Raw genomic sequence first — 24,461 nt, 5'->3', positions numbered from 1 at the left:
GATTACTTTCGCGTCATTGTTACGTTACTTTTTTATGTCGGGTCGTTGCAGCAAGCGCATGCGCCGGCGGCATGAAGTCTGTTCCAGCAAAGTGGACGCGGTCGCCGGCAGACGGCGTTGCCAGTTAGGATGTACCGCAACCGTGCCGGGCAGATTGGGTTGCTCTTCCAGCCCCAGCAGATCCTCAACCGGCAGCAACGCCAACGGTGCCGGAGTCTGCGCAATGTAAGCAGCAGCGCCATCCACCACGGATTCCGGCTGATCGTCGGCGGGCTGTTCTCCGCTTACGCATCCGGCTTGCTGCAGGGCTTGCCACAGCGATCGGCGATCTTGCCTGCGGTCGTCCAAGGCCTGTGCCTCGGTGTCGCCCGGCATCAGCAAATCCAGCTCCGCACGCCAGCCGATGTCGCGCCCTCTCCACCAGCCGGCCACCGTCGGCAGGTCATGCGTGGAGGTGGTCGCAATGGCGTGCGCTGGCCATGCCTTGGGCGGCAAGAATTGCTTCTGCTCGCGTTCGAACCAAAGCACGCCGATGCCAAGCAATCCGCTGTCTTTGAGTTGCGTGTCGAAACCTTCCGGCACGGTGCCTAGATCTTCCCCGATTACAATGGCGCGATGCCGCCACGATTCCAATGCGATCAGCCGCAACAGGTCGGATGCCGGGTAGCGCAGGTAGGCGCCGTCGTTGGCATCGGCACCTTCCGGCGTCAGCCATAGCCGCGTCAGCCCCATCACGTGATCGATCCGTACGCCGCCGGCATGTGCAAATACCGAGCGCAGCATCGCAATGTAGGAGCGGAATCCCGCCGCCCGCATCGCCAGCGGTGAAAACGCCCCGATGCCCCAGTTTTGCCCGCGCGTGTTGAGCAGATCCGGCGGTGCGCCCACCGACAAACCGGCGATCATTTCTTCACTGTGGCTCCATGCCTGGCTGCCGCCGTTGTCGGCGCCGACGGCAAGATCTGCAATCAGACCAACCGCCATGCCGCTGTCGCGCGCCGCCTGTTGCGCACGTTGCAAACTGCGTGCGGCCTGCCACTGCAAGAAAACATGGAAATCGATTTCGCCGCCCTGCTCCTGCGCAAAACGACGCAGCTCCGCCGAATCGGGATGGTGGTAGCGCTCGGGCCAATGCCGCCAGTCGCTGGCAATGCCCGGCGTCTTCGCGGCCAGCGTGTGATGCAGCGCCTCGAACAATGCGTGATCTGCCAACGCCTGACCGCCTTGCAAACGAAAGGCGGCGAATTCGGCCGAAGGCGTATCTTGCATGCGGAACATGCCGTATAAGTGTCGCAACAGGTTCAGGCGATGCCGCCCTGCTTCCGGCCAGTTGACCTGCGACGCGTGTTCCAGCCGCTGTTGCAGGGCCAAGGCTTCCGGTCCCGCTTCCTGCAAGGCTTGCTGCATCGCGCTGCGTCCCAAGACATCCGCCGGATCGATATGCAGCACATTGAGGAACAAGCGACTCGATGGCGAATACGGACTGAAGCGGTGCGTATCTGCCGCAAACATGGCATGCACCGGCGAGATCGCCAATGCTGTCGCACCTTCCTTGCCGGCTTTCGTCGCCAGTTGCGCCAGACCGCCGAAGCTGCCGATACCGCCATCGTCTTCGCTGCGCAATCCATAGAGTTGCAGCGCCAGTCCCCAGCCGCGCTCGCGGGCATCGCCCTGGTCGAGAAACGCATCGGCCACGCCATAGCAGCGCGGTGGCGCCACAGCCAGCGTGACTTCGATGCCGACCACCTGCAGGCGGTGATAACCGTAACGGTCGATGGCGGCAATGGTCGGTGCGTCGCTATCGGATATTTTTCGTGCCAGCTGCTCGCCGGACTCAAGGATGATCAGGCAGGACTGTCCTTGCAAACCGCATTGCGCCGGCAAGACAATATCTTTACCAACTTCCGCAGTGATCAAAGGCGGCAGTGCCGCCGAGCGGTTGATCTCTTGCAGTCGCGCACGGCTTTCGTCGGCTTGGCGGTGACTGTCGCAGGGCAAGCCCAGAGTGGCAAGGATGGTGCGCAGCGATGCCGGTGACACCGTTTGCGGCTGGTCGTAGGCATCGATCCAGTTGACTGCGATGCCGGCCAACGCCGCCAGGTTATAAACGGCCTTGTCATAATCGCTGGGGGCTTGTTCTGGCAGACGGCTACTCATCTTGCAGCCTCGCGAATGACCAGGATGGAATGCGGCGACAACACACCGCCGGCCAACGAATCGAGTACGCCACCGCTATCGAACAGGACATCGGCACCCGCCAGCGTAGCGAGCGCATCCAGCGTTGTATCGCTTGAATCCGTCACCGCTTCTTTACCCAGATTGACCGTGATGCACAGCACCGTGCCGTTATTCAACCGCCACCGCGCGTAGACCGCCGCAGGCCCGATTGCTTGCGCGTCCAGTGCAATGGCGCCCGGCAGATACGGCGTAATCGCCTCGCGCCGGATCAGCAGCAGGCGGTAGCACCAGCCCATCCATTGCCCGGCGCTGGCATCTTCCTCCGGTGCGACAGGCTCGGGAATCGATGCCATGAAGGTGGAAAAACTGTTGGGATCTGGCAAGGCATCCAGTGCCGCCGAATCGGCAAACTCGGGGAAGCGCGAAAACTCCTTGCGCCGTCCCATCCTCACCGCATCGGCCAGCTTCTCGTCGGCATGGCTGGTGAAGTAATAGAACGGCTGCGCCGCGCCGTATTCTTCGCCCATGAACAGCATCGGGATCTGCGGCGATAGCAACAGCAAGGCTTGCGCCGCACGTAGCGCCGCAGGATCGGCCAGCGCCGTGAGCCGTTCGCCTCGGGCCCGGTTACCGATCTGATCGTGATTTTGCAAAAACAGAACGAACGCCGTTGGCGGCAGTTCAACACTGCTTTCGCCACGCAGCTCGTTGTCGCGGTATGGCGATGGTTCGCCCTGATAGATGAATCCTTCGCGCAGGCAACGCGCCAGTTTTTCAGCAGGCTGGATGGCATAGTCGGCGTAATAGCCGCCTGTTTCGCCGGTCAATAGCACATGCAACACGTGATGGCCGTCATCGTTCCATTGGGCCTCATACTTGCCGCTACCAGATTCACCTGCGACACCACCGTTGAGCAACGAGGCGGCATTACCGTCGTGCTCCAGCACCAGATGGACATGACGTTTTTCGAGACCGATCTCCTCATCCTCCAGCGCGATGGCCGCGCGCACCTTCGCCGCGAGCGTACGCAGCCAGCTTTGATCGCCAATGGCATGCACTGCGTCAAGCCGCAGGCCGTCAAAGCGATACTCTTGCAGCCAGTACAAGGCATTCTGCGCAAAGAAGTCGACCACCTCGGGCCGGTGAAAATCGATGCTCTGGCCCCACGGCGTATTTGTGTCGTTGCGGAAGAACGGCGAATAGCTGGCGAGATAATTGCCATCCGGGCCGAAATGGTTGTACACCACGTCGAGGAACACCATCATCCCCAGGCTATGGGCCGTATCGATCAGCTGCTTGAGTTGCTCGGGCGTGCCATAGCTGGCGTCGGGCGCATACGGCAGTACGCCGTCATAACCCCAGTTGTAAGCGCCGGGAAACTCCGACACCGGCATCAGTTCGACTGCGGTGATGCCGAGTTCGGCCAGCTCTTGCAGCCGTTGCGTCACACCGGCAAAACCACCGAGCGCGCCGACATGCAACTCGTACAGCACCGTCTCATGCCATGGCCGGCCGCGCCAGTCGAGCGTCTGCCATTGATAGGCCGAGGCATCGATCACGACGCTGTCGGCATGCACGTCGCCGGCCTGACAACGCGAAGCGGGATCGGGCACGCTGATCTCGCCGTCGATTTGCGACATCAGCACGTAGTGATACTGAGTCAGCGCCTCGCAGTCGGTCTCGACTTCGAACCAGCCTTCTTCATCAGAAGACAAGGACGGCGACATCGGCACGCGGTGGCGTCCGTCCAGTTCGACCGCGGCCGTTTTGGCCAGCGGCGCCCAGAGGCGAAAGCGCGTGCGGCCGTTGCCCAGATACTCGGCGCCGAACGGCAAGCGGTAATGAAAACGAACATTGTTGGGATGAAGCGGAACCAGACTATTCATGATTATTCCCGGCACGGACGGTTGGCGAAGACCTGCACACTGTGGGCGGCAACCTGAACGCTCGCCTCAGTACAGGGCTCGATAGAAGCAGCGCCATCGGGAACATTGCTGTCGATCAGCAGATAATGCGCATCCCCGGGGCGTGGGAACGTGAAATCGATGGCCTCATGACCGGCATTGAAAAACATCAGGATGATGTCCGGCTGCACGGCAGACTGCGGGCTGTCCTGGTCAGCGGCGGTGCTAGTGCTATTGCTGCTGTTGCCGTCCTTGCTGCCTGTGGCGTCATCCGCCGGCGCACTGGCGCATTGCAATGTCAACGCACGTGCCACCGGGTTTTGCCAGTCTTCGACTGAAATCGGCGTACCGCGCTCGTCGAACCAGGAGACATCCTTGAGTCCGGGCTGGATTTCGCGACGGCCGTGCAAGAAGCGTTCGCTCAGCAATACCGGGAAGTCCCGGCGAATCGCGCTCAGACGGCCAACGTAGGTGGTCAGCGCAACGGCTTCCTCGCTTTGTGCAGCTGTCCAGTCGACCCACGAAATTTCGTTGTCCTGGCAATAGGCATTATTGTTGCCGCGCTGGCTGCGATGGAATTCGTCGCCGGCCAGCAGCATCGGCGTGCCTTGCGCCAGAAAGACGCAGGTCAGCATCGAACGCTGCACCGTTGCACGCAACTGTTCAATTGCAGGATCGTCGCTCGGCCCTTCGATGCCCCAGTTGGCGCTGTAGTTGTCGTTGTGGCCGTCGTTGCCGTTTTCACCGTTGGCTTCGTTGTGTTTGCCTTCATAGCAGACCAAGTCACGCAAGGTAAAACCGTCATGCGAAGCGATGAAGTTGACCGATGCCCATGGCTTGCGATGGTGATGGTCGAACAAATCCGAAGAACCCAGCATGCGTCCGGCAAACTCGCCGCGCACGCCCTCCGCCCCCGCCCAGAAACGGCGTATGCCATCGCGAAATTTGTCGTTCCATTCAGCAAAGCGTGGCGGATGATTGCCCAGTTGATACCCGCCCGGCCCGATATCCCACGGCTCGGCGATCAGCTTCAGTTGCGACAACACGGGATCCTGCATCAATGCGTCAAAGAAGCCGCTATGCGGATCGAAACCGGTCGGCTCACGTCCCAGTGTCGAGCACAAGTCAAAACGGAATCCGTCAATGTCGAAGGCCTGCGCCCAGTAGCGCAGCGAATCCAGCACCATCTGGATCACGCGCGGATGCGACATGTTGACGGTATTGCCGCAGCCGGTATCGTTGATGTAGTAACGCTCCTGCCCCGGAATCAACCGGTAATAACTGGCGTTGTCCAGCCCGCGAAAACTCAGCGTCGGCCCGAGTTCGCTGCCCGAGCAGGTATGGTTGTAGACCACGTCGAGGATCACCTCGATCCCGGCAGCGTGGAAATGCCGCACCGCCATACGCACTTCGTTAAGGTCGCCGGTGGACAGATAGCTCGGTTCGGGAGCGAAAAATCCCAGCGTGCTGTAACCCCAGTAATTACGCAGGTCGCGTTGCAGCAAAAAGCTTTCTTGGAGAAACGCATGCACCGGCATCAGCTCAATCGTGGTCACGCCCAGCTTCTGCAAATGCGCGATGAAATCAGGATGGCCCAGCGCGGCGAAAGTCCCGCGTTCATGCGGCATCACGCCTTCGCGCTGCATGGAAATGCCGCGCACATGAGCCTCATAGATCACCGTCTTCGACCACGGGACGCGCGGGCGCGGATAGTTCTGGCCGACCGGCATCTCTTCGATGACCACGCCTTTGGGCATGGCCGCAGCGCTGTCGCGCCGGTCAAAGCTAAGGTCGCCCTTGGGCGAATGCAGGCGATAGCCGAACAAGGCGTCCGTCCAGCGCACCTGGCCCACCAGCTTTCGTGCATAAGGATCCAGCAGCAGCTTGTTGGGATTGAATCGATGGCCCTTGTGCGGCTCATAAGGGCCGTAGGCGCGATAGCCGTAAACCAATCCCGGCGAAGTGTCCGGCAAATAGCCGTGCCACACCTCATCGGTGCATTCCGGCAAGGTGATGCGCTCAACTTCGCGCCTGCCGGTAGCATCAAAAATGCACAGCTCGATTTTGCTGGCATGCGCCGAAAATACGGCAAAGTTGATCCCCAGTCCGTCGAAACGCGCGCCCAGTGGATAAGGCGCTCCTGCCTGCAGTTTTCTTGGTGTGATCAGTGTCATTATTGTTTTCTCAGAATATTTTTCAAGTTATCGTCGGCGTAAAACCAGTGTGGACAACGGTGGTAATGTCAGCAAAACCGAAGCCGGATGACCGTGCCAATGCTCGGCTTGTGCGGTCACGCCGCCGGCATTGCCCAGATTGCTGCCGCCATACATGTCGGCGTCGGTATTGAGGATTTCCTCCCATTGATAGCTGTTGTCCGGCCCCGGCGGCACACCGATGCGGTAGTTATGCCGCGGCACCGGCGTCATGTTGACGACGACCAGCAGCGGCGCCTCGCCGGCATCGCCGTAACGGAAATACGCGAACACGCTGTTGACGCTGTCGTTGCCCACCACCCATGAAAATCCTTCAGCCTGGGAGTCGTAGCGATGCAAGGCAGGCAGATCGACGTAGATACGGTTGAGGTCGCGCACCAGGCGCTGAATGCAGCGATGACGCGGATCGTCCAGCAGCTCCCATTGGGGCGATTTGTCGTGATCGAACTCGTCGTACTGGCCGAATTCACTGCCCATGAAGAGCAACTTCTTGCCGGGATGCGTCCACATGAAGCCGAAGTAAGCACGCAGGTTGGCGAACTTCTGCCAATAGTCGCCCGGCATCTTTTGCAGTAAGGTACGCTTGCCGTGCACGACTTCGTCGTGCGAAATCGGCAGGACGAAAGATTCCGAAAACGCGTAGATCATGCCGAACGTGAAATCATGGTGGTGGTAGCGGCGATAGATGCTGTCCTGTTCCGCATAGCGCAGCGTGTCGTGCATCCAGCCCATGTTCCACTTGTACGAAAATCCTAGTCCGCCCTGCTCCACCGGCGCCGTCACGCCCGGCCAGGAGGTTGATTCCTCGGCGATCATCAGCGCGCCGGGGCAACGCTCATGAACGGTCTGGTTAAGTTCGCGCAGGAAGGCGACCGCCTCCAGGTTTTCGCGCCCGCCATGGATGTTCGGCACCCACTCGCCGGCATTGCGGCTGTAGTCGCGATACAGCATTGACGCCACCGCATCCACGCGCAGCCCGTCGACGTGAAAATGCTCCAGCCATTCCAGCGCGCTGGCAATCAAAAAGCCGCGCACCTCATGCCGGCCCAGGTTGTAGATAAGCGTATTCCAGTCCTGATGAAATCCTTCGCGCGGATCGCCATGCTCATACAGCGGCGTTCCGTCGAAGTGAGCCAGACCGTGCGGATCCGAGGGAAAATGCGCAGGCACCCAATCGAGGATGACACCGATGCCTTCGCCATGGCAGGCGTCGACGAAGGCTGCAAAATCTGCTGCTGCCCCAAATCGCGCACTGGGGGCGAACTGCGACAAGGGTTGATAACCCCACGAGCCGCCGAAGGGATGCTCCATCACGGGGAGCAGTTCGAGATGGGTGAATCCCATGCCTTTGACGTAAGGAATCAGGCGCTCTGCCAGTTCATTCCAGTCGAGATTGCGGCCGTCCTCTTCAAGGATGCGCATCCACGACGCCGCATGGACTTCATAAATGGACATCGGCGACTGTGTCGACTGCCGTTGCGCACGCTGCTGCATCCAGCTTTGGTCGTGCCAGCGCCAGCCGCTGCGGTCATCGATGACGCGCGATGCAGTGGCCGGCGGTGCTTCTGTCGCCCGCGCCAGAGGGTCTGCCTTGGCAGGCAACACAGTGCCATCAGGCCCGACAATCTCGTATTTGTAGAGCGTGCCGTCACGCAAGCGCGGGATGAACAACTCCCACACGCCCGCACTCTGGCGCAAGCGCATGGGATGCCGGCGGCCGTCCCATTGATTGAAATCACCGATGACAGAGACGCGCCGGGCATTCGGCGCCCACACCGCAAAGCGCACACCTTCGACGTCATCTATCGTCATCACCTGCGCACCGAAGCAGCGACCGAGCTGGCGATGGCGTCCCTCACGGAACAGGTGCAGATCAAAGTCACTCAGCAACAGGCCGAATGCATAGGCGTCTTCGGTGATCTGCACTTCTTCACCACCATCGGCGCAGGGCCAGGCCACATGCAGCACATACGGAATCTCGCGCTGTGCGGCGTGCGCAGGCAACACCACCTCACCGTAAAAAATACCTGTAGCGGTTTCGCTACCTCCCGGCGTTGTTTCAAGCTGGGTGAGGTTGCCGAGCAAGGCACCATGCGGATCGACATCGTCTGTAGGACGCGAGAATACCTGCACGGCGCTGGCGCCCGGGTAGTAGCAGCACAGACGCAGGCGTTGTTCATCCTGCGGCAATTTGGCATAGCGCGGCCCCAGCAAGGCAAACGGATCGCCCAACTGCCCGTGTTGCAGACTGGCAGTTAATGCCACGCCGGGAAAATACGGCGTGTCGTGCTCATTCTGCAGAGAGTGATGTTCGGTTTCCATGGTGTTTTTCAGTTGCGGCAATGCCATCATTGCTCCCGTTGGTGCTATTTCTTTTCCAGTAAACGATTTGCGATGGCATAGATGCCGTGCAATGGCACATGCATCCATGCGGGCCGGTTGGCCGCTTCGTAGCAAATCTCGTAGGCCGCTTTTTCCAGGGTGAACAAATCAAGCAAGTCGTTTTGCGCGGCCAGCGGCAAGCTATGCGCCAATGCCGGATTGCCGACGCGATAGCCTTCCAGGAAAGCGGCCTGGCATTCCGGTGCGAACCGGCGCAAGACCTGCTCCTTGCCCGCACGTGCGGCATCGTCAAGATCGCCCGGGCCCCTATTGCGGCCGAAGGCGGCGGCATAATCGAAGGAGCGCATCAGACCGGCAACATCGCGCAAAGGGCTTCCCTTGGCGCGACGCTCTTCCAGCGAACGTGCCGGTTCGCCTTCGAAATCGATGATGAAAACATCGTTGAACGCGATCAGTACCTGCCCCAGATGCAAGTCACCATGCAGACGGATGCACAAAGAACCTTCCCCGGCCTGCGCCAATTGCTCGATGCGTTTGAGCAGCGGTTCGCGTTGCGATAACAACCGTCCGACATGGCGGGCTTCGTCGACCGTGACCCAATCGTTTTTCTTGCGCAGGATGTCGCAGGCGGCATTGAGCTGGGTTGCCGCAGCTTGCGCCCAGGATTGCGATACGGAAGTGCGCACGGTTTCCGGTGAAAAAGCCGGATCGTCGGTGGGCTTACCCAACAAGGTATGCATCTCGCCCAGACGCTGTCCAAGCAGACGTGCAAAGGTCGCAAGCTCAGCCAATGCGATATTGCTGTTGTCGCGATAGTGTTGCGCATTGCCGGGATCGGTCAACGCGTCGCTCTGGATTGCGCGCTCCAGCGTATCCATGGTCCACTGCCAGGCGTCACCCTGATTGTCGATATAACGCTGCAAGACGATCAGCGCATACGGTGTGCCGTCTTCGCTGATGCGGGTGACTTCACCCAGCGTCGCCGGCACATTGGGAAAGCCGTGTTCAGTCAGATAGCGGCCCATCTCGATTTCCGGATGGATGCCGGGCTTGACCAGGCGCAGTACCTTCATGACCATGGCGTCATTGATGACCACCGAGCTATTCGACTGTTCCTGGGCGACACGGCGTAATTGCAACGGCGCTTTCAGGATGGAGGCATCGAAGGCGGCGGTCGGTGCGAACAGCATGCGTCCCTGCGCGGCCGGAACTTCTGCGCGTTCCGCCAGCAGCTCCAGAACGGTCATGATGAAAGAATCGAGGGCGAAAGCATCGGTCAGAAAACCGACGTGGCGGTTGCGTCGCACACGCGACAAGGCCAGTTGATGCGGCAAGGCCGAGACGGTGTCTTCTTCGCGGATGAAGCCCAGCGGCAGCAAATATCGTTGTAACTGATTGCCTCCTTGCGCGACTGTCTCGACTTCAATTTCGCTCAGCACCACCGGCAAGGCGCCGGGTACGTTTTTCGACATCGGCAATGTGGTCGCTACCACCATCGATACGGCTTCTATCGTCTTTTGCTTGGCGGCATACCAGCGCCGTTTGAGTAAATAGTGCGGCAACACTTCTTGTTCCAGCGTGGTGCGCGCAGGAGATTCCATGATCTCTTCCACGCCGTTGCGCAAGACCAGGGTCACATATTCCGGCAGTGGCTCTGGAGTCGCGGCGTACCACGATGGCATGTTGGCTTCTGCCGCCAGCAAGAACCAATAAAATCCGAAAGGCGGCAAGGTCAGCAGATAATTCAACTTGCCGATCGGTGGAAAAGCCGTGCCGCCCATCATCTCGATAGGAATCCGGTCGGCAAAGGCTGACAACTCCAGCTCGACTGCCTGCGCCGATTGCGACAGGTTCGCCACACACAAAATGGTCTCGGTGGTGCCGCCTTGTTTAGGGTCGCTGTACTCACGCAGATAAGCCAGGATTTTGCGATTGCTTGGGTAGATCAGCGTCAGCGTGCCACGGCCGAAGGCCTGATGCTGCTTGCGCACGCTGAGCAGGCGACGCATCCAGTTGAGCATGGAATGGCGGTCATCGCTTTGCGCTTCAACGTTGATGGTCTGATAGCCGTACTGCGGATCCATCAACGGTGGTAACACCAGCCGTGCAGGATCGGCGCGTGAAAAGCCACCGTTGCGATCCAGCGTCCATTGCATCGGTGTGCGCACGCCGTCGCGGTCACCCAGGTGAATGTTGTCGCCCATGCCGATTTCGTCGCCGTAATAGATCACCGGCGTACCCGGCATCGACAACAGAAAACTGTTGAGCAACTGGATGCGGCGCCAGTCGCGTTCGACCAGCGGTGCGAGGCGGCGGCGTATACCGAGGTTCAGGCGCGCCCGGCGATCCGGTGCGTAGAAATTCCACAGATAATCGCGTTCGGCATCGGTCACCATTTCCAGCGTCAGCTCGTCATGGTTGCGCAGAAAAATCGCCCATTGGCATTCCGCAGGAATATCCGGCGTCTGCCGCAGGATATCGGTGATCGGAAAACGATCCTGGCTGGCCAGCGCCATGTACATGCGCGGCATCAGCGGAAAGTGAAACGCCATGTGACATTCGTCGCTGTCACCGAAGTATTGCTGCACATCTTCCGGCCACATGTTGGCCTCAGCCAGCAGCATGCGGTCGGGATATTTGCGATCCATCTCGGCGCGGATGCGCTTGAGGATGGCGTGAGTTTCCGGCAGGTTTTCGTTGCTGGTGCCTTCGCGCTCGATCAGATACGGCACGGCGTCCAGCCGCAAGCCGTCGATACCCATATCCAGCCAGAACGACATGACGTTGAGCACAGCCTTGAGCACTTGCGGATTATCGAAATTGAGATCCGGCTGATGCGAATAGAAACGATGCCAGAAGTAAGCCTTGGCAACCTGATCCCAGGTCCAGTTGGATTTTTCGGTATCGACGAAGATGATGCGCGTACCCTCGTAACTCTTGTCGTTGTCCGACCAGACATAGAAATTGCGCGCCACCGATCCGGCCCTTGCCTGCCGTGCACGCTGAAACCAGGGATGCTGATCCGAAGTGTGATTGATGACCAGTTCGGTGATGATGCGCAGTCCGTGCTCATGCGCTGCAGCGATGAAGCGGCGTACATCGCTCATGTTGCCGTAATCGGAATGGACGCCCTTGTATTCGGCAATGTCGTAGCCGTCATCACGGCGCGGCGAGGGATAGAACGGCAACAGCCAGATGGTGTTGACGCCCAGACCGGCAATGTAGTCGAGCTTTTGAATCAACCCGGCAAAGTCGCCGATGCCGTCGTCGTTGGCGTCGAAGTAGGATTTGACGTGGATCTGATAAATGATCGCGTCCTTGTACCACAGCGGATCATCGGTAAAACGCAGACCTGCCCTGCCCGCGCGCGTGGCTTTCGCACGTTCGGCCTTGCTGGGCTTTTGCCTGCTGTCTTTTGCCTCGCTACGTTCTTTCTTGTCGCCGGCAGGCGGTTCGCGATTGCGCAGTACGGTACTGTTTACGGGAATATCCATATCATGCCTCTCCTGCGCGAATACGCCAGATGGCATAAGGGCGCACGTGGGGATCGAGGCTCAACGACTGACGCCGGCCGGTCCAATGGAAACGGCGCTCCGTCAGCAGGTCCTCGACCTGAAGACGCGCATCGTCGGGAAGTCCGAAACCTTCAAAAGGTAAGTCGATCTCGCCATGTTGGGGCTGAAACGGATCGAGATTGATCGCCACCAAGACAACGTTGTCGCCAAATTGCGTTGGCTCAGGCTGACTGCTGCCTGCGTGCGTTGACGAAGCTGGACGTGTCGCCGGACGTGTCGATTTGACGAAATACAAAATCTTGTCATTCGATACCCTCAGAAAACGCACACCCAGATGCGTTTGCAGGGCCGGATTCTCGGCGCGGATATGGTTGAGCCGTGTGACGTCATCAATGATGTTGCCCGGGCGCTCCCAGTCCCAGGCGCGAATCTCGTATTTCTCTGAGTCGAGATATTCTTCCTTGCCGGGCACCGGTTGCGCCTCGCACAATTCAAAGCCGCTATACACACCCCACAGACCCGACAAGGTCGCAGCCAATGCGGCTCTGATCTGGAAGCCGGGACGCCCCGATTGCTGCAAGAACGCGGGATTGATGTCCGGTGTATTGACGAAAAAATGCGGCCGGTAAAAATCGCGCGGCTGGGCGCTGTCGCCGGTTTCGGCGGTCAGCTCGGTCAGGTAGTCGATGAACTCCTGCTTGCTGTGGCGCCAGGTGAAATAGGTGTACGACTGGGAAAACCCCAGTTTGGCCAGGCGATACATGGGTTTTGGCCGGGTGAACGCCTCCGACAGAAAAATTACCTGCGGATAACGGCTGCGCACCGCAGCAATCATCCATTCCCAAAACGGAAACGGCTTGGTATGGGGATTATCGACACGAAAAACATTCACACCCTGCTGCACCCAATACATCACCACGTCACGCAAGGCTACCCACAGATCGGGAATAGCCTCGTCGGCGTAAAAGTCGACATTGACGATGTCCTGATACTTCTTCGGTGGATTCTCGGCGTAACGCATTGAGCCGTCCGGCCGCCATGCGAACCAGCCGGGATGCTCGCGCAACCAGGGATGATCCGGCGAACATTGAATGGCGAAGTCCAGCGCCAGTTCCAGTCCGTGATCCGCTGCCGCATCGCGCAGCCGCAAGAAATCATCGAGCGTGCCGAGCTGCGCATGGATGGCGTCGTGCCCACCCTCGGCGCTGCCGATGGCGTACGGACTGCCGGGGTCGTTTGCATCCGGCGTCAGGCTGTTGTTCTTGCCCTTGCGATTGGTTTGGCCGATGGGATGGATGGGCGGGAAATACAGCGTATCGAAGCCCATCGCGCGTATCGCCGGCAAACGCGCAATGACGTCGTCAAAGCTGCCATGTACGTCCGAGCGGCCACTCTGCGAACGAGGAAACAGTTCGTACCAGCTGGAATACGTGGCCGCAGCGCGCTCCGCTTCCAGCGGATATTCGACGGCGCTGCGCGCAAGAAACGCACGTGCTCCAGCCAGTTCGGTCAATTGCTCGACCAACTGCGCGGTGTCGTCCGCGCTCAACATGGCCAGTCGTTCTGCATAGGCGGGGGCAAGCCCATCAACACCATCGCTGTCTTTTACATTCTTTACATTCTTTGCGTTGCTTGTATTTTTGCCTGCTTCGGGCTTCGTCACCGTGGGCGGCGTCAGGGCTTTGAGCAAGGCGGCGCTGCGTTCGAGCACCACGCCGTCGACGCCGTTTTCCAGTCCTTGTTCAACCAGTCCGGCGATGAGCAAGCGCCCTTCTTCCAGTTCCAGATGCACATCGACGCCTGCATCGGTTTTCTTTTTGAGACCGTCGCGGAATGTTTCGTAGACGTCGCTCCAGGCTTCAATGCAAAAATAGTGACGGCCAAGCCTGGACAGTGACAAGGTTGCTTGCCAGCGGTCGTTGTCATGGTGATGCATGGGAATACGATGCCATTGTTTTTCGTCAGCGGCGCGCACCAGCACGGAGGCGGCCAGATGATCGTGGCCGTCCATGAAGATATCGGCACTGACGATGAAACGTTCGCCGACCGTATGTTTGACCGCAAAGCGGCCATCATCCACAGCAGGTGTCACGTGTTCGATGGCGATGCGAGTCGAGCGTACCTTGTCCGGCACCGGCTTTTTGCGTCGGTTGGGATCGCTGCCGACTGCTGGCGGGGTCTCCAGATCGAGCGTGCGAACGGCGCCCGGCGGTACCTGATGCCCTTCCCCATGCCATTGCACGGTGCTGCCGCCAAGGCGTTGCTGCCAGTCGCTCTCGCCGATACGTGCACTGGTATCAAGCTGCGGATTGACGGTGATCAGTTGACTGGCGTTGGCGGCGCGGCGCTCGATGAGAAGCAACGGCGCATCCGGCGCACTGAGCGGCCGCAGATGCGGGCTACCGCCTTCGATACGGCGCTCGGCCATGGCCTGATTGGCAGCGAGAACATCTTTGCTGAGATCAAAGTCGGCATCGGCGCACGCTTGTGCATACGCCTGTGGACTGATCAAGCGATGGGCGCTGCCGGCATGATGCGCAACACTCAATGCATCGGTGAGACCGTACTCAAATCCCATAGCCATCAACCAGCCTGCACCGCTGACGGTGGCGAAATGCAATGCCCTCAACGCTCCCAGACGACGGGTCTGCTTGTCGCGAAAACCATGGATGCGTGCCAGCCGCGGGCCGAAAGGATCTTCAGGAAAAGCCAGCACCGGCGCAATCGCGGCCAGCTTATCGTACTCACGGAAATACCAGGGCGCGCGGAAATCCCACCACGCACCGGAAGAGAAAACGGCATCGAAGCCGCAACCCACCATCTCGTCCAACTGACGATGTGTGCAACCTGGTGTCCAGGCGAGAAAATGGCTGCATGACCGTTGCTCTCGCGTCGATGCGATCAGACGGCACCAGAATTCGGCTGGAAAACTGGCCGGCTCACGGCAGCAAAAACCGGCAACACCAGCGTCGATCAGGATCGCCAGGCGTGCATGCCACCATGCCAGCATAGAATCGGCAACATCCGGCACGTCCAGCCGCGGTGTGTTGGGTCCCGACTGTTTACCCGGATAACGCGGATCCGGCAGGACATCGCGGCCCGGAACACTGGCTGCTGCCGACGCACCGACCGGATTGAACCAGTCAGGGTGATGCTGCAAAGTCTCGTCGTTTGCGTTGATACGCGTCAGCGACAGATCCAGCAACAGCCGCAGACGGTATTCGGTGCAAAGCTGCGCAAGATCTTCCAGTTGCGCCAGGCTGCACATGCCGAAGTCGGCCAGAGGATTCGTTACGCTGCCGTTTTCACCAGACGCCGCATCAGGTGCGGTGCCACCCGCTGCAAACAAGTCTGCCACCAGTGTGTCGCCACACAGGAGAATGTGATCGAAGTCCATGGCGGCACAGCGTTCGAGCAAATCGGCCCAACCGGCGCGAGCTACCAGCGTCGGATCGATGCAATAGATACGCGGCGAAAACTCCGCATTGACGTGGTTTTCCAATGATCATTCTCACTTGTATCAAGACTAGGCTGATTGCATATCAGCTTGCATTTCGGCGGAAGCTGCAGCCGACGTCGTCGCAGGCAGCACCGTACGGAACGCCGCCTTGGCCTCGCCTGCTGCAATGTTTTTGTACGCGTCGATATAGGCTGCCGCAGAGGTTGGCCAGTCGAAATTGGTTTCCATCGCATTGCGTTGCATGGTTTGCCATGTGGCGCGATCCCGATGAAGATCGAAGGCACGTTCCACGGCGGCTTCCATATCCTGCGCATGCTCACCGTCAAACAGAACACCGCTCGCACCGGCTACCGCAGCACCATGCATGCCGGCATCGACAATGGTGTCGGTCAGCCCGCCTACGCGCGAGGCGATCGGGATGGTGCCGTAACGCATCGCATACAAAGGCGTCAGGCCGAAGGGTTCAAAACGGCTGGGGTGCAGCAGCATGTCGCTGCCGGCATGCAAGGCGTGGGCACGTCGTTCGTCATAGCCGATATGCACACCGACGCGGCCGGGATAACGGCGTGCCAGATCGAGGAAACCCTCTTCATAGCTGCGTTCGCCGCAGCCAAGGACGACCAGTTGCATGCGCTCATGGCGATTCAGAATGGCGGGTAGTGCTTCCAGCACCACGTCGGCCATCTTTTGATGCGACATGCGGCTGCCGATTCCCACGACAGGCGCAAACGGATCAACCGGCAGCAGGCCGAACATGCTTTGCAGATCGCATTTGCACAGCGTCTTGCCGCGCATCTTGCCGATTTCAAATGAAGAGGTCGTCAGCGGATCGTTTTGCGGATCCCAGACGTCGCTGTCGATGCCATTCGGAATCGCGCGCAATACGTGGCGACGCGCGTTGAGCACGCCTTCCATACCGTAGCCGAATCGCGGCGTGAGGATTTCTGCGGCGTAGGTTTCGCTGACCGTGGTGACGCAGTCGGCATGCTGGATGCCGGCTTTGAGATAGCTGATCTTGCCCCAGTATTCAAGGCTTGCCATGCTGTCGCCCGGCAGATTGGCCAAGCCGAGCTGTGCGGCCAGATCGAATGAATAATTGCCTTGGAAAGCCAGGTTGTGGATCGTCAGCATGGAACCGATATGATGCAGACCTGCTGTCTTGAGCAAAAACGGAATCAGGCCGGCATGCCAGTCATTGGCGTGCACGACATGCGGTGCCGGCAAGCTGGTTTCACCGGCGCAGATCGCCACGGCAGCATGCGCCAGATCAGCAAAACAGATAGCGTTGTCGCAAAACTCCTGCCCGCTCTGATCGATGTAGGGATTAGCACGGCGCTGGCTGAAGCGCTCGGTGTCGAGCAGCAAGACCGGCACGTCGGTGCCGGGCATGGTCCCTTGCAGCAAGCGCGCCGGGCCGCCGGGCAATGGCCGCAGCAAGGCAATCGGCGTCAATGGCTCGGTGGCAGCATTCGCCGCATTGACGATGGCTGCCGCGTAGCCGGGCATGAGAATGGAAGCGTCGATGTTGCACTTGCGCAGGCTGACGGCCAGCGCAGTGATGACATCGGCAAGGCCGCCCGTTTTTACCAGGGGAACGGCTTCGGAACTGACTAAGAGGACGCGTGCTTGCAATTGATCACCCCGTTTTATGGATTGTCTTCATGGATTGGAAATTCATCTTCAGAAAGCAAAGCGCGATGCTTATATGGTCTGGATGCCAGGATCAATTTAGTCAAATGAGTAGTCAAATGAGTCAACTGAATCGATCTCTGGAGTCACGTCACCGCCAAGCATCAGCGTCCGGGTTGTCGTTGTTGTTTGCAGACGTTGCCTTTCTCTACAGGCCTTACGTTATCCAATCATGTTGCAGTGAACCATCGGACACCGGCGCATATCGCTGTAGGATGCCTCCTACCGGCGTGTCGTCCGGAATCCGCATACGGAAAACTGAGCTGCAAACCTGAACTTGCTGCCCTGCTTCGCCGATGTCTTTTACCAGGCGGCCGTTGCCTAGCTTTCGATACGAAAACCGAGTTTCAGTGAGACCTGAAAATGCGCGACCTTGTCGCCGTCAATATGGCCTCGCTGTCCGATGACTTCAAACCAGTCGAGATTGTTGAGCGTGCGTCCTGCTTCTCTGATGGCGTTGCGGATGGCATCATCGCTGCCCTGCTCTGAACTGCCGACGACTTCGATAATCTTGTAGCTATGGTTGCCGCCGGTGACGGATTGATTCATGGTGAACTCCTTGAACGGGATTGAGAGAACTCGGACTGGGGAGCAAATACCAGCACACCAAGGCGGCCAGCTGTCCCAACGTAACTTCAGGCTAGGCAGCGAGGTCGAACACGCCTATAAGCGAGTACCTCAAAGCCCTGTAGGAGAAAATTAGTTGCCGTTCGTCTTACGCCGGTATGCGGCGACGGCTGATGGCGTGCGAGTACCGCGAGGCTTAATCTGGCTTCAACGGAAATTTCCGTCTTTCTCAGCCGTCTTTCTCATTTTTCTTACTCATTTTAGGGAGCGCATCATGGCCAAATCTACTTCGAACCACACGACAATTGGCGGCACCCAGCCACAACAAGCCTCGCAAGCCAATGCTGCCGAAGCCGAAGTTCAGCAGGCTCGTCACCGCACGACGATCCGCATTGCCGGGATCGAAGGGGTTGACGGTTTTGCCGACGTGCTCGATACAGACGACAACAAGCCACTGACAGAAAAACACTGAGCATATTGCTGAACACGGCGTGCTGACCAGCACAATCCGGCAGCGCATAACAAGCAAGACAGCGGAACAGGCTGAAGAACGACTCTGCACCGACACCCAGCCTCGCGCCGCGTGTCGGTGTTTTAACTTTCGGAAGGAGTAAACATGTCTCACGCATCACATCAGGAGCATGAACAAGCCCGCCGCAATCACCGTCAGGCGGAATTGCGGGACAGACCGGAAGAACTGCCGAAAGACAAGCCGGAAGCCTCTCGTCCCCGCAAGACGCTGGAAAGTGGAAAGCGTAGTGAGGATAAGACCATCAAAGGCACGGCGCCGGCGGCTCCGCCCAAGCACGAAGACGAGGCCTTTGATGTCTTTGAGGGAAATGCGCCGCAAAGCGATGGCTAAAAAGCCCGGACGGCTTGCGACGACTTTGCGAAGCTCAGCGTTGAGCGCGGCCCGGCAGGATGAAGCTGAAGCGCGAGCCACGCCCGACTTCGCTGTCGACCGTTAGCGTACCCTCATGGGCTTCGACGAAGGTTTTGAAAATCGCCAGTCCTAGCCCGAGGCCGCCCATCTCCTTGGTTTCGGTTTCGAATTTTTCAAAAATCAAGTCCAGCCTGTCCTTGGAAATACCCATGCCGTTATCGCTGACCCAGCACTCGACACCACCGTCAGGTGTCGGCGCTGCGCCGATGACGACCTCACCTTGCGGGGTATGCATGATGGCATTGGCGATCAGGTTTTGCATCATCCGGCGTAACAAGTCGGCATCGGCATAGATGACCAGTTCTTCCGGCACATCATTGAGCAAGCGCGTACTACCGGTACCGGCCACCGGATTGAGGTCGTAGACCATGCTCTCGATGAGCGGCCACAAGTCGACGTCCCGGCGTTCCAGCTTGACGCCACTTTCGGTTCGCAGATTGTCATTCTCTTCGATCACCTTGGCAACGAGTGCCGACATGCTCTGCACATTGCGCTGCAAGACTTTGATCATGCGTGCTGCACGATGATCGGGCAACGCGGAGGTAAACGTGGCCTCCAACACTTTCGACGCCAAGGCGACGGCATTCAATGGCGTGCGCAGATCGTGAGCAACGAAGGAAAGATATTCTTCCCGGCGGCGCTGCACTTCCAGCGCCCGGTTGATGGAAAACGTCTGTACCGCAAGGCCGATCGCGCTATCAAACACCAGATTCATGACATGGAAAGGCTTACCCTGCAGGTTGATCTGATGCTGACTGGCCAGGTCATGGATGCAGCCGCGCAGCAAATTGTACTCAGCAACGACCTCTTCGATCAGATAGCCATTGTGCAGACGTTGCAATCCGTGCTCGGGCGGTGTGCCGTTAGCTAGCACTTCGGCGATGGATTCGTCGGAATTGCGTCGAAACGCAAGTGAGATCTCGTCCAGCAACGCAGGTACGTGATCGTTGAGCGTGGGGATGCTGAGATCTTTTGCCGAGGGCAAGGCGCGCACCTGATGGCGCCAACGGACAAGGATATTTTCCCGATTGCGCTCGACCAGATCCGCAAGAACTTCCAAGGTATTAATAGCGCCTCCTGTGACTGATGACTTGTGATGCCGCTGGTGCTGTCAAGTATCAGCGCGGTGTATTGGTTGCGATGCGTTGAAGGTAATGTTGTGACTGGTTGCGATGTGGTGATCACTCAAGAATCAAGAAATCAAAACAGCCACGCAATCAATGCGCCAGATCGCCTGTGCCTTGCAGTTCTCGGCTGATGCCGTCGAGGATGCTTTGCAACTGATCAATGTCGTAGGGCTTGGGTAGTGAAAACGAAGCAGCGCTGACGTTCTTGCTAATCTGAGCGCCATAGCCCGAGGCGAAAATGATTTTCAGACCGGGTGCCATGACGTTCATCTGCTGCGCCAACTCAATGCCAGACATGCCCGGCAGACTGATATCGGTGAACAAGACATCGAAGGACTCCTGCTGCAGCACGGCAAGGGCTTGTTCGCCGCTACCGACGCCTTGAGCATGATGCCCCAGCGCGCCAAGGAGTTCGCAAACCAACTGTTGCGAGTCGAGGTTGTCTTCCACCACCAGAATGTGCAGACCGGGATTGTCGTCGGTCGCTGACGGCGTGGATAAAGGAGTCGATAAACTTGTCATCATGTTTGCCAGTGTTGTCTGTACAGCATTATTTTTTGAAGCGCACTTTTTGTGCCGTACCGTCATGCGGCCTGTGCGTAAGGGGCCTGCGGTGTTCATGTGCCTCGTACGGCGACTGTCCCTGCGCAGTTTACAGCCTCGATAGTAAAGCATCCCCGCTGCAAATTCACGTGCCGTCCTCAAAAAGACGTTTCCCCCGAAAAACCAACAAAGTCTTTACTGTCGAGGCTTTGCGCCGTGACTTCAAATTGTCTTACAAAGGTTTCAGGAGTCATCTTACAGGGTTGAAAAGTCCTTGCTGCTAAAGTAAGCCATCATAAAAAGACGTTTTATTTTGTCAACTCAAACGACATTCATGTGATGGATCTACACAAAAATAACCTCACTTCAGGTCGCCTTCCAGCCTACTCCGACCGCGCTGCAACCGGTATCGCCGGCCTCGATACCGTGCTCGCCGGCGGCATGACTGCACATCGCCTCTATCTGGTTGAAGGCACTCCCGGTACCGGAAAAACTACCTTCGGCCTGCAGTTTCTACTGACGGGCGCAGCAAAGGGTGAATCCGGTCTCTACATTACCCTGTCCGAAACGGCGTCCGAGCTAAAAGCCGTCGCCGCGTCCCACGGCTGGTCGCTGGAAGGATTGTCTCTCTTCGAAATGATTAACGAAGCAGACCTCAATCCGGACTACCAACAGTCCATCCTGCACCCATCCGAAGTCGAACTCGGCGAAACCGTCAGGGCTGTGATGGCACGCGTGGATGAACTGCGGCCATCGCGCGTCATCTTCGATAGTTTGTCGGAGATGCGTCTTCTGGCGCAGAACCCGCTACGCTACCGGCGCCAGATTCTGGCACTCAAACATTTCTTTGCGACGCGCAACTGTACCGTACTGATGCTGGACGATCGCACCAGCGATCCCGGCGATCTGCAATTGCACAGTATTGCCCATGGCGTCATCAGCCTGGAACAGATCGCGCAGGAGTTCGGCTCCGAACGGCGTCGCTTGCGTGTAGTCAAAATGCGCGGCATCAAATTCAGCGGCGGCTATCACGATTTTTTGCTGGAAACTGGTGGCATGCGGGTGTTTCCGCGACTGGTGGCGTCGGAACACGCCATCGATTTTGACGACGCGGTTGTCAGTAGCGGCGTTCCCGAACTTGACGCCCTGCTCGGCGGCGGCCTCGTACGCGGCACCAATACCTTGCTGAGCGGGCCATCCGGCGTCGGCAAGACAACCACCACGATTCGCTGCATATTGAGCGCTCTCCAACGCGGTGAACGTGCGGCTTACTATCTGTTCGACGAAGGCATCGGCACCCTGCTCATCCGCTCGCGCGCGCTGGGGATGGATATTTCATCCTATATCGCCGATGGCAGCCTGACGCTGTACCAGATCAATCCTGCGGAAATGTCCCCGGGAGAATTCGCCAGCAGAATCCGTCAGGCCGTCGAGCAGGAAGATCGCAGCTTTATCGCCATCGACAGTTTAAATGCCTATCTGCAAGCCATGCCGGGAGAAAAATTCCTGTTGCTGCAGATGCATGAGGTACTGACTTATCTGAGCCTGCAAGGTGTGACTGCATTGCTGGTGTTGGGCCAACACGGATTGGTTGGTGAGATTCGTTCGGATGTGGATCTTAGCTATCTGAGCGATGCCATCCTGATGTTCCGTTTCTTCGAGGCGCATGGCGATATTTCAACTGCCGTCTCGGTAATCAAGAGCCGCACCAATCATCATGCAAGAACGATTCACGAGTTTCGTCTCAGCGCCCGTCACGGTCTGCAGATCGGTGAACCGCTGCAGGACTTTGAGGGCATCATGAGCGGCTTGCCATCCTATCGTGGCAAAACGCCCATGCTGAACAATGCCGCTTGATTCTTCGCTTGAAGAACGCATCCTGATCCTCGCTCCGCATGGCCGCGATGCAGAAGTGATTGTACAGACGCTGTCGGATGAACGCATAAGGTGTACCGTCTGTCCGGACTACCCGACGCTATTGCATGAGCTATCTGCGGGCGCGGGCGCGGCATTGATTACCGAGGAAGCGCTTATCGGCGCGGATTTCAGCACGCTCAACCGCTGGGTAGAGGCGCAGGAATCCTGGTCCGACTTTCCCTTTGTGATCCTCAGCGCGCGTCAGCGCGGGCCGGAACGACGCTCGTCTCTCCAGGTACTGGAGGGACACATCAACATGATTCTTCTGGAGCGTCCCGTCAATGTCGAAACGCTGGTACGCGCCAGCGTCTCTGCACTGCGTGCACGCCGCCGCCAATATCTCAGCCGCAGTCATCTGCACGAACGGGCGCGCTCAGAGGAACACCTGAGCCTGGCATTGCATGCCGGCAGACTTGGCTCCTGGAGTCTGGAATTGGACTCCTCAGTTTTGATTGTCTCTGAGACATGCAAGCGGCATTTTGGCATCGCTCCCGAGAGTGAATTCACTTACGACGATCTACTGCAAGCTATCCATGCAGAGGATCGCCAGCGCCATCTCGATGTCATTGAAGCCGCCATGATGTCCAACGAGGACTTCGCTATCGAGTACAAAGTGGTCTGGCCGGATCAATCGGTGCATTGGGTGCAAATTCGCGGCCAGACCATGCACAATCGGATCGGCGTGCCGGTGCGCATGGCGGGTGTCTCGCTTGATATCAGTGAGCGCCGCGAAGCAGAAAATCGTCTGCTGGAAAGCCAGAGCGCGCTGCAGCAGTTCAACGAAACACTGGAGGCGCGCATCGAAGAACGCACCTCCGAGCTGGCGCTGGCCAACGATCGCCTGATGCGCGAGATGGCAGAGCGCGAACGTACCCAGATCGCACTGGTGCAGGCACAAAAAATGGAAGCCATTGGCCGCCTGACCGGTGGTATTGCGCATGACTTCAACAATCTTCTCAATGTCATCATCGGCAACGTCGATCTGATCGAACGCCTGTCTGCCGACGAACGCATCAAGCGCATGGCCGGATCGGCGCGCAATGCCACCAAGCGCGGCGCCAAGCTGACCGGACAGTTGCTGGCCTTCTCACGTAACCAGACACTAGATCTCAAGCCGGTGGATATTGAGGTGGTCATTGATGGCATGAAAGATCTGATTGCCGTCTCGGTGGGTACAGGCATCAACATCACGGTCGACATCCCCGCCGCATTACCACGCGCCATCGCCGATGCGAACCAGATCGAAATGGCAATCCTGAACCTGGCCATCAATGCGCGCGACGCCATGCCGGATGGCGGAAACCTTGCTATCGAGGTGCACCAGCGTGACACGCGGGACGGCGTGCTCAAGGCCGGCACGTACGTCGTGATTGCCGTCAAGGACTCCGGTACAGGCATCACACAAGACATTCTGAGCAAAGTATTCGACCCGTTCTTCACCACCAAGGCGGTGGGCAAAGGTACCGGCTTAGGTTTGAGCCAAGTGTATGGTATCGCCGATCAGTCCGGTGGCCAGGCGCGTATCGAAAGTGTCGTCGGCAAAGGCACGACCGTGGAAATCTGGTTGCCTGTAGCCGGAACCCTGCCCACTTACGAACATTATCCGGAGTCAATCGATCACGAACTGGTCTCCAAAGAAAGCGGCAATATTCTGGTGGTCGAGGATGACGACGAGGTCCGGCAATTCATTGTTGAATGCCTGGAGATTCTCGGCTACACGGTGGAACAGGCGGAAAACGGTTGGTTCGGTCTGGAAAAATTGCAGGCGGGACGCTTCGACCTGCTGATTGTGGATTTTCTGATGCCTGGTATGAACGGCGCGGAAGTCATTGCAGCTGCACGTGCACGCCATCCTGATCTGCCTATTCTCATGGCCACCGGTTATGCGGACATGCAGGCCGTGGAAAAGGTCATTAGCCTGGATGCCGTACTGCGCAAGCCTTTTCAGATTTCAGAACTGGCCGGCAGTGTCAAACGCGCCATGCTTGCTCACCCTGCTCCAGAACAATTGCATTCCGCTGGTTTGGGACATCCCTGAGCGGACACGAAATCATCTGCACTC

Annotated in this window: 14 protein-coding genes; 4 read left to right on the top strand and 10 right to left on the bottom strand. The window is 58.4% G+C overall.

Annotation, left to right across the window (positions count from 1 at the left end):
• Positions 1-24 precede the first annotated feature (24 nt).
• The 8 genes from malQ to PQR63_RS16200 all read right to left on the bottom strand — a co-directional run bounded on the left by malQ (position 25) and on the right by PQR63_RS16200 (position 17,851).
• Complete coding sequence (gene malQ / locus PQR63_RS16235) at positions 25-2,157, bottom strand: 4-alpha-glucanotransferase (protein WP_408169032.1); 2,133 nt, start codon at positions 2,155-2,157, stop codon at positions 25-27.
• A complete protein-coding gene (gene treZ / locus PQR63_RS16230; protein ID WP_408169031.1) occupies positions 2,154-4,064 on the bottom strand; it encodes a malto-oligosyltrehalose trehalohydrolase in 1,911 nt (636 codons plus the stop codon). The genes malQ and treZ overlap by 4 nt, the downstream gene beginning before the upstream one ends.
• A gap of 2 nt (positions 4,065-4,066) precedes the next feature.
• The gene (gene glgX, locus PQR63_RS16225) at positions 4,067-6,256 is read right to left on the bottom strand and encodes a glycogen debranching protein GlgX (protein WP_408169030.1); all 2,190 of its coding nucleotides are present in this window, start codon (positions 6,254-6,256) and stop codon (positions 4,067-4,069) included.
• 27 nt (positions 6,257-6,283) lie between these two features.
• Complete coding sequence (gene glgB / locus PQR63_RS16220; RefSeq protein ID WP_408169104.1) at positions 6,284-8,617, bottom strand: 1,4-alpha-glucan branching protein GlgB; 2,334 nt, start codon at positions 8,615-8,617, stop codon at positions 6,284-6,286.
• A 44-nt stretch (positions 8,618-8,661) separates the two neighbouring features.
• Complete coding sequence (gene treS, locus PQR63_RS16215) at positions 8,662-12,132, bottom strand: maltose alpha-D-glucosyltransferase (RefSeq protein WP_408169029.1); 3,471 nt, start codon at positions 12,130-12,132, stop codon at positions 8,662-8,664.
• Position 12,133: 1 nt separating this feature from the next.
• Complete coding sequence (locus PQR63_RS16210; protein WP_408169028.1) at positions 12,134-15,655, bottom strand: alpha-1,4-glucan--maltose-1-phosphate maltosyltransferase; 3,522 nt, start codon at positions 15,653-15,655, stop codon at positions 12,134-12,136.
• 24 nt (positions 15,656-15,679) lie between these two features.
• Positions 15,680-17,245, bottom strand: coding sequence for a glycogen synthase GlgA (gene glgA, locus PQR63_RS16205; protein ID WP_408169027.1), 1,566 nt, complete (start codon positions 17,243-17,245; stop codon positions 15,680-15,682).
• Between the two features lie 378 nt (positions 17,246-17,623).
• Positions 17,624-17,851, bottom strand: coding sequence for a dodecin (locus tag PQR63_RS16200; protein ID WP_408169026.1), 228 nt, complete (start codon positions 17,849-17,851; stop codon positions 17,624-17,626).
• 292 nt (positions 17,852-18,143) lie between these two features.
• Between PQR63_RS16200 and PQR63_RS16195 the strand changes: the two genes are divergently transcribed.
• Positions 18,144-18,341 (top strand): hypothetical protein, encoded by a 198-nt coding sequence (locus tag PQR63_RS16195; protein WP_408169025.1) that lies wholly within the window; start codon positions 18,144-18,146, stop codon positions 18,339-18,341.
• A gap of 144 nt (positions 18,342-18,485) precedes the next feature.
• On the top strand, positions 18,486-18,731 hold the full coding sequence (locus tag PQR63_RS16190; RefSeq protein WP_408169024.1) for a hypothetical protein: 246 nt from the start codon (positions 18,486-18,488) through the stop codon (positions 18,729-18,731).
• Positions 18,732-18,765: 34 nt separating this feature from the next.
• Here the strand turns inward: PQR63_RS16190 and PQR63_RS16185 are convergent, their stop codons facing one another.
• Both PQR63_RS16185 and PQR63_RS16180 read right to left on the bottom strand, forming a co-directional pair.
• On the bottom strand, positions 18,766-19,872 hold the full coding sequence (locus PQR63_RS16185) for an ATP-binding protein (protein ID WP_408169023.1): 1,107 nt from the start codon (positions 19,870-19,872) through the stop codon (positions 18,766-18,768).
• A 157-nt stretch (positions 19,873-20,029) separates the two neighbouring features.
• Positions 20,030-20,464 carry a response regulator gene (locus PQR63_RS16180; RefSeq protein WP_408169022.1) on the bottom strand — a complete coding sequence of 145 codons (435 nt, stop codon included), beginning with the start codon at positions 20,462-20,464 and terminating at the stop codon, positions 20,030-20,032.
• Between the two features lie 357 nt (positions 20,465-20,821).
• Here PQR63_RS16180 and PQR63_RS16175 point away from each other — a divergent pair, with 357 nt between their 5' ends.
• Both PQR63_RS16175 and PQR63_RS16170 read left to right on the top strand, forming a co-directional pair.
• The gene (locus PQR63_RS16175; protein WP_408169021.1) at positions 20,822-22,339 is read left to right on the top strand and encodes an ATPase domain-containing protein; all 1,518 of its coding nucleotides are present in this window, start codon (positions 20,822-20,824) and stop codon (positions 22,337-22,339) included.
• The gene (locus PQR63_RS16170) at positions 22,329-24,437 is read left to right on the top strand and encodes a hybrid sensor histidine kinase/response regulator (protein ID WP_408169020.1); all 2,109 of its coding nucleotides are present in this window, start codon (positions 22,329-22,331) and stop codon (positions 24,435-24,437) included. Before PQR63_RS16175 ends, PQR63_RS16170 begins: the two co-directional genes overlap by 11 nt.
• Positions 24,438-24,461 lie beyond the last annotated feature (24 nt).

It is taken from the genome of Herbaspirillum rhizosphaerae (assembly GCF_046025915.1).
GTDB lineage: Bacteria > Pseudomonadota > Gammaproteobacteria > Burkholderiales > Burkholderiaceae_D > Herbaspirillum > Herbaspirillum rhizosphaerae_A.
The sequence above is the reverse complement of the archived record's forward strand: the minus strand, read 5'-3'. Positions and strand labels throughout refer to the sequence as shown.

Coding starts and splice junctions, on each gene's coding strand:
- malQ (WP_408169032.1), bottom strand. CDS start 2,157: ATGAGTAGCCGTCTGCCAGAACAAGCCCCCAGCGATTATGACAAGGCC.
- treZ (WP_408169031.1), bottom strand. CDS start 4,064: ATGAATAGTCTGGTTCCGCTTCATCCCAACAATGTTCGTTTTCATTAC.
- glgX (WP_408169030.1), bottom strand. CDS start 6,256: ATGACACTGATCACACCAAGAAAACTGCAGGCAGGAGCGCCTTATCCA.
- glgB (WP_408169104.1), bottom strand. CDS start 8,617: ATGGAAACCGAACATCACTCTCTGCAGAATGAGCACGACACGCCGTAT.
- treS (WP_408169029.1), bottom strand. CDS start 12,132: ATGGATATTCCCGTAAACAGTACCGTACTGCGCAATCGCGAACCGCCT.
- PQR63_RS16200 (WP_408169026.1), bottom strand. CDS start 17,851: ATGAATCAATCCGTCACCGGCGGCAACCATAGCTACAAGATTATCGAA.
- PQR63_RS16195 (WP_408169025.1), top strand. CDS start 18,144: ATGGCCAAATCTACTTCGAACCACACGACAATTGGCGGCACCCAGCCA.
- PQR63_RS16190 (WP_408169024.1), top strand. CDS start 18,486: ATGTCTCACGCATCACATCAGGAGCATGAACAAGCCCGCCGCAATCAC.
- PQR63_RS16180 (WP_408169022.1), bottom strand. CDS start 20,464: ATGATGACAAGTTTATCGACTCCTTTATCCACGCCGTCAGCGACCGAC.
- PQR63_RS16175 (WP_408169021.1), top strand. CDS start 20,822: ATGGATCTACACAAAAATAACCTCACTTCAGGTCGCCTTCCAGCCTAC.
- PQR63_RS16170 (WP_408169020.1), top strand. CDS start 22,329: ATGCCGCTTGATTCTTCGCTTGAAGAACGCATCCTGATCCTCGCTCCG.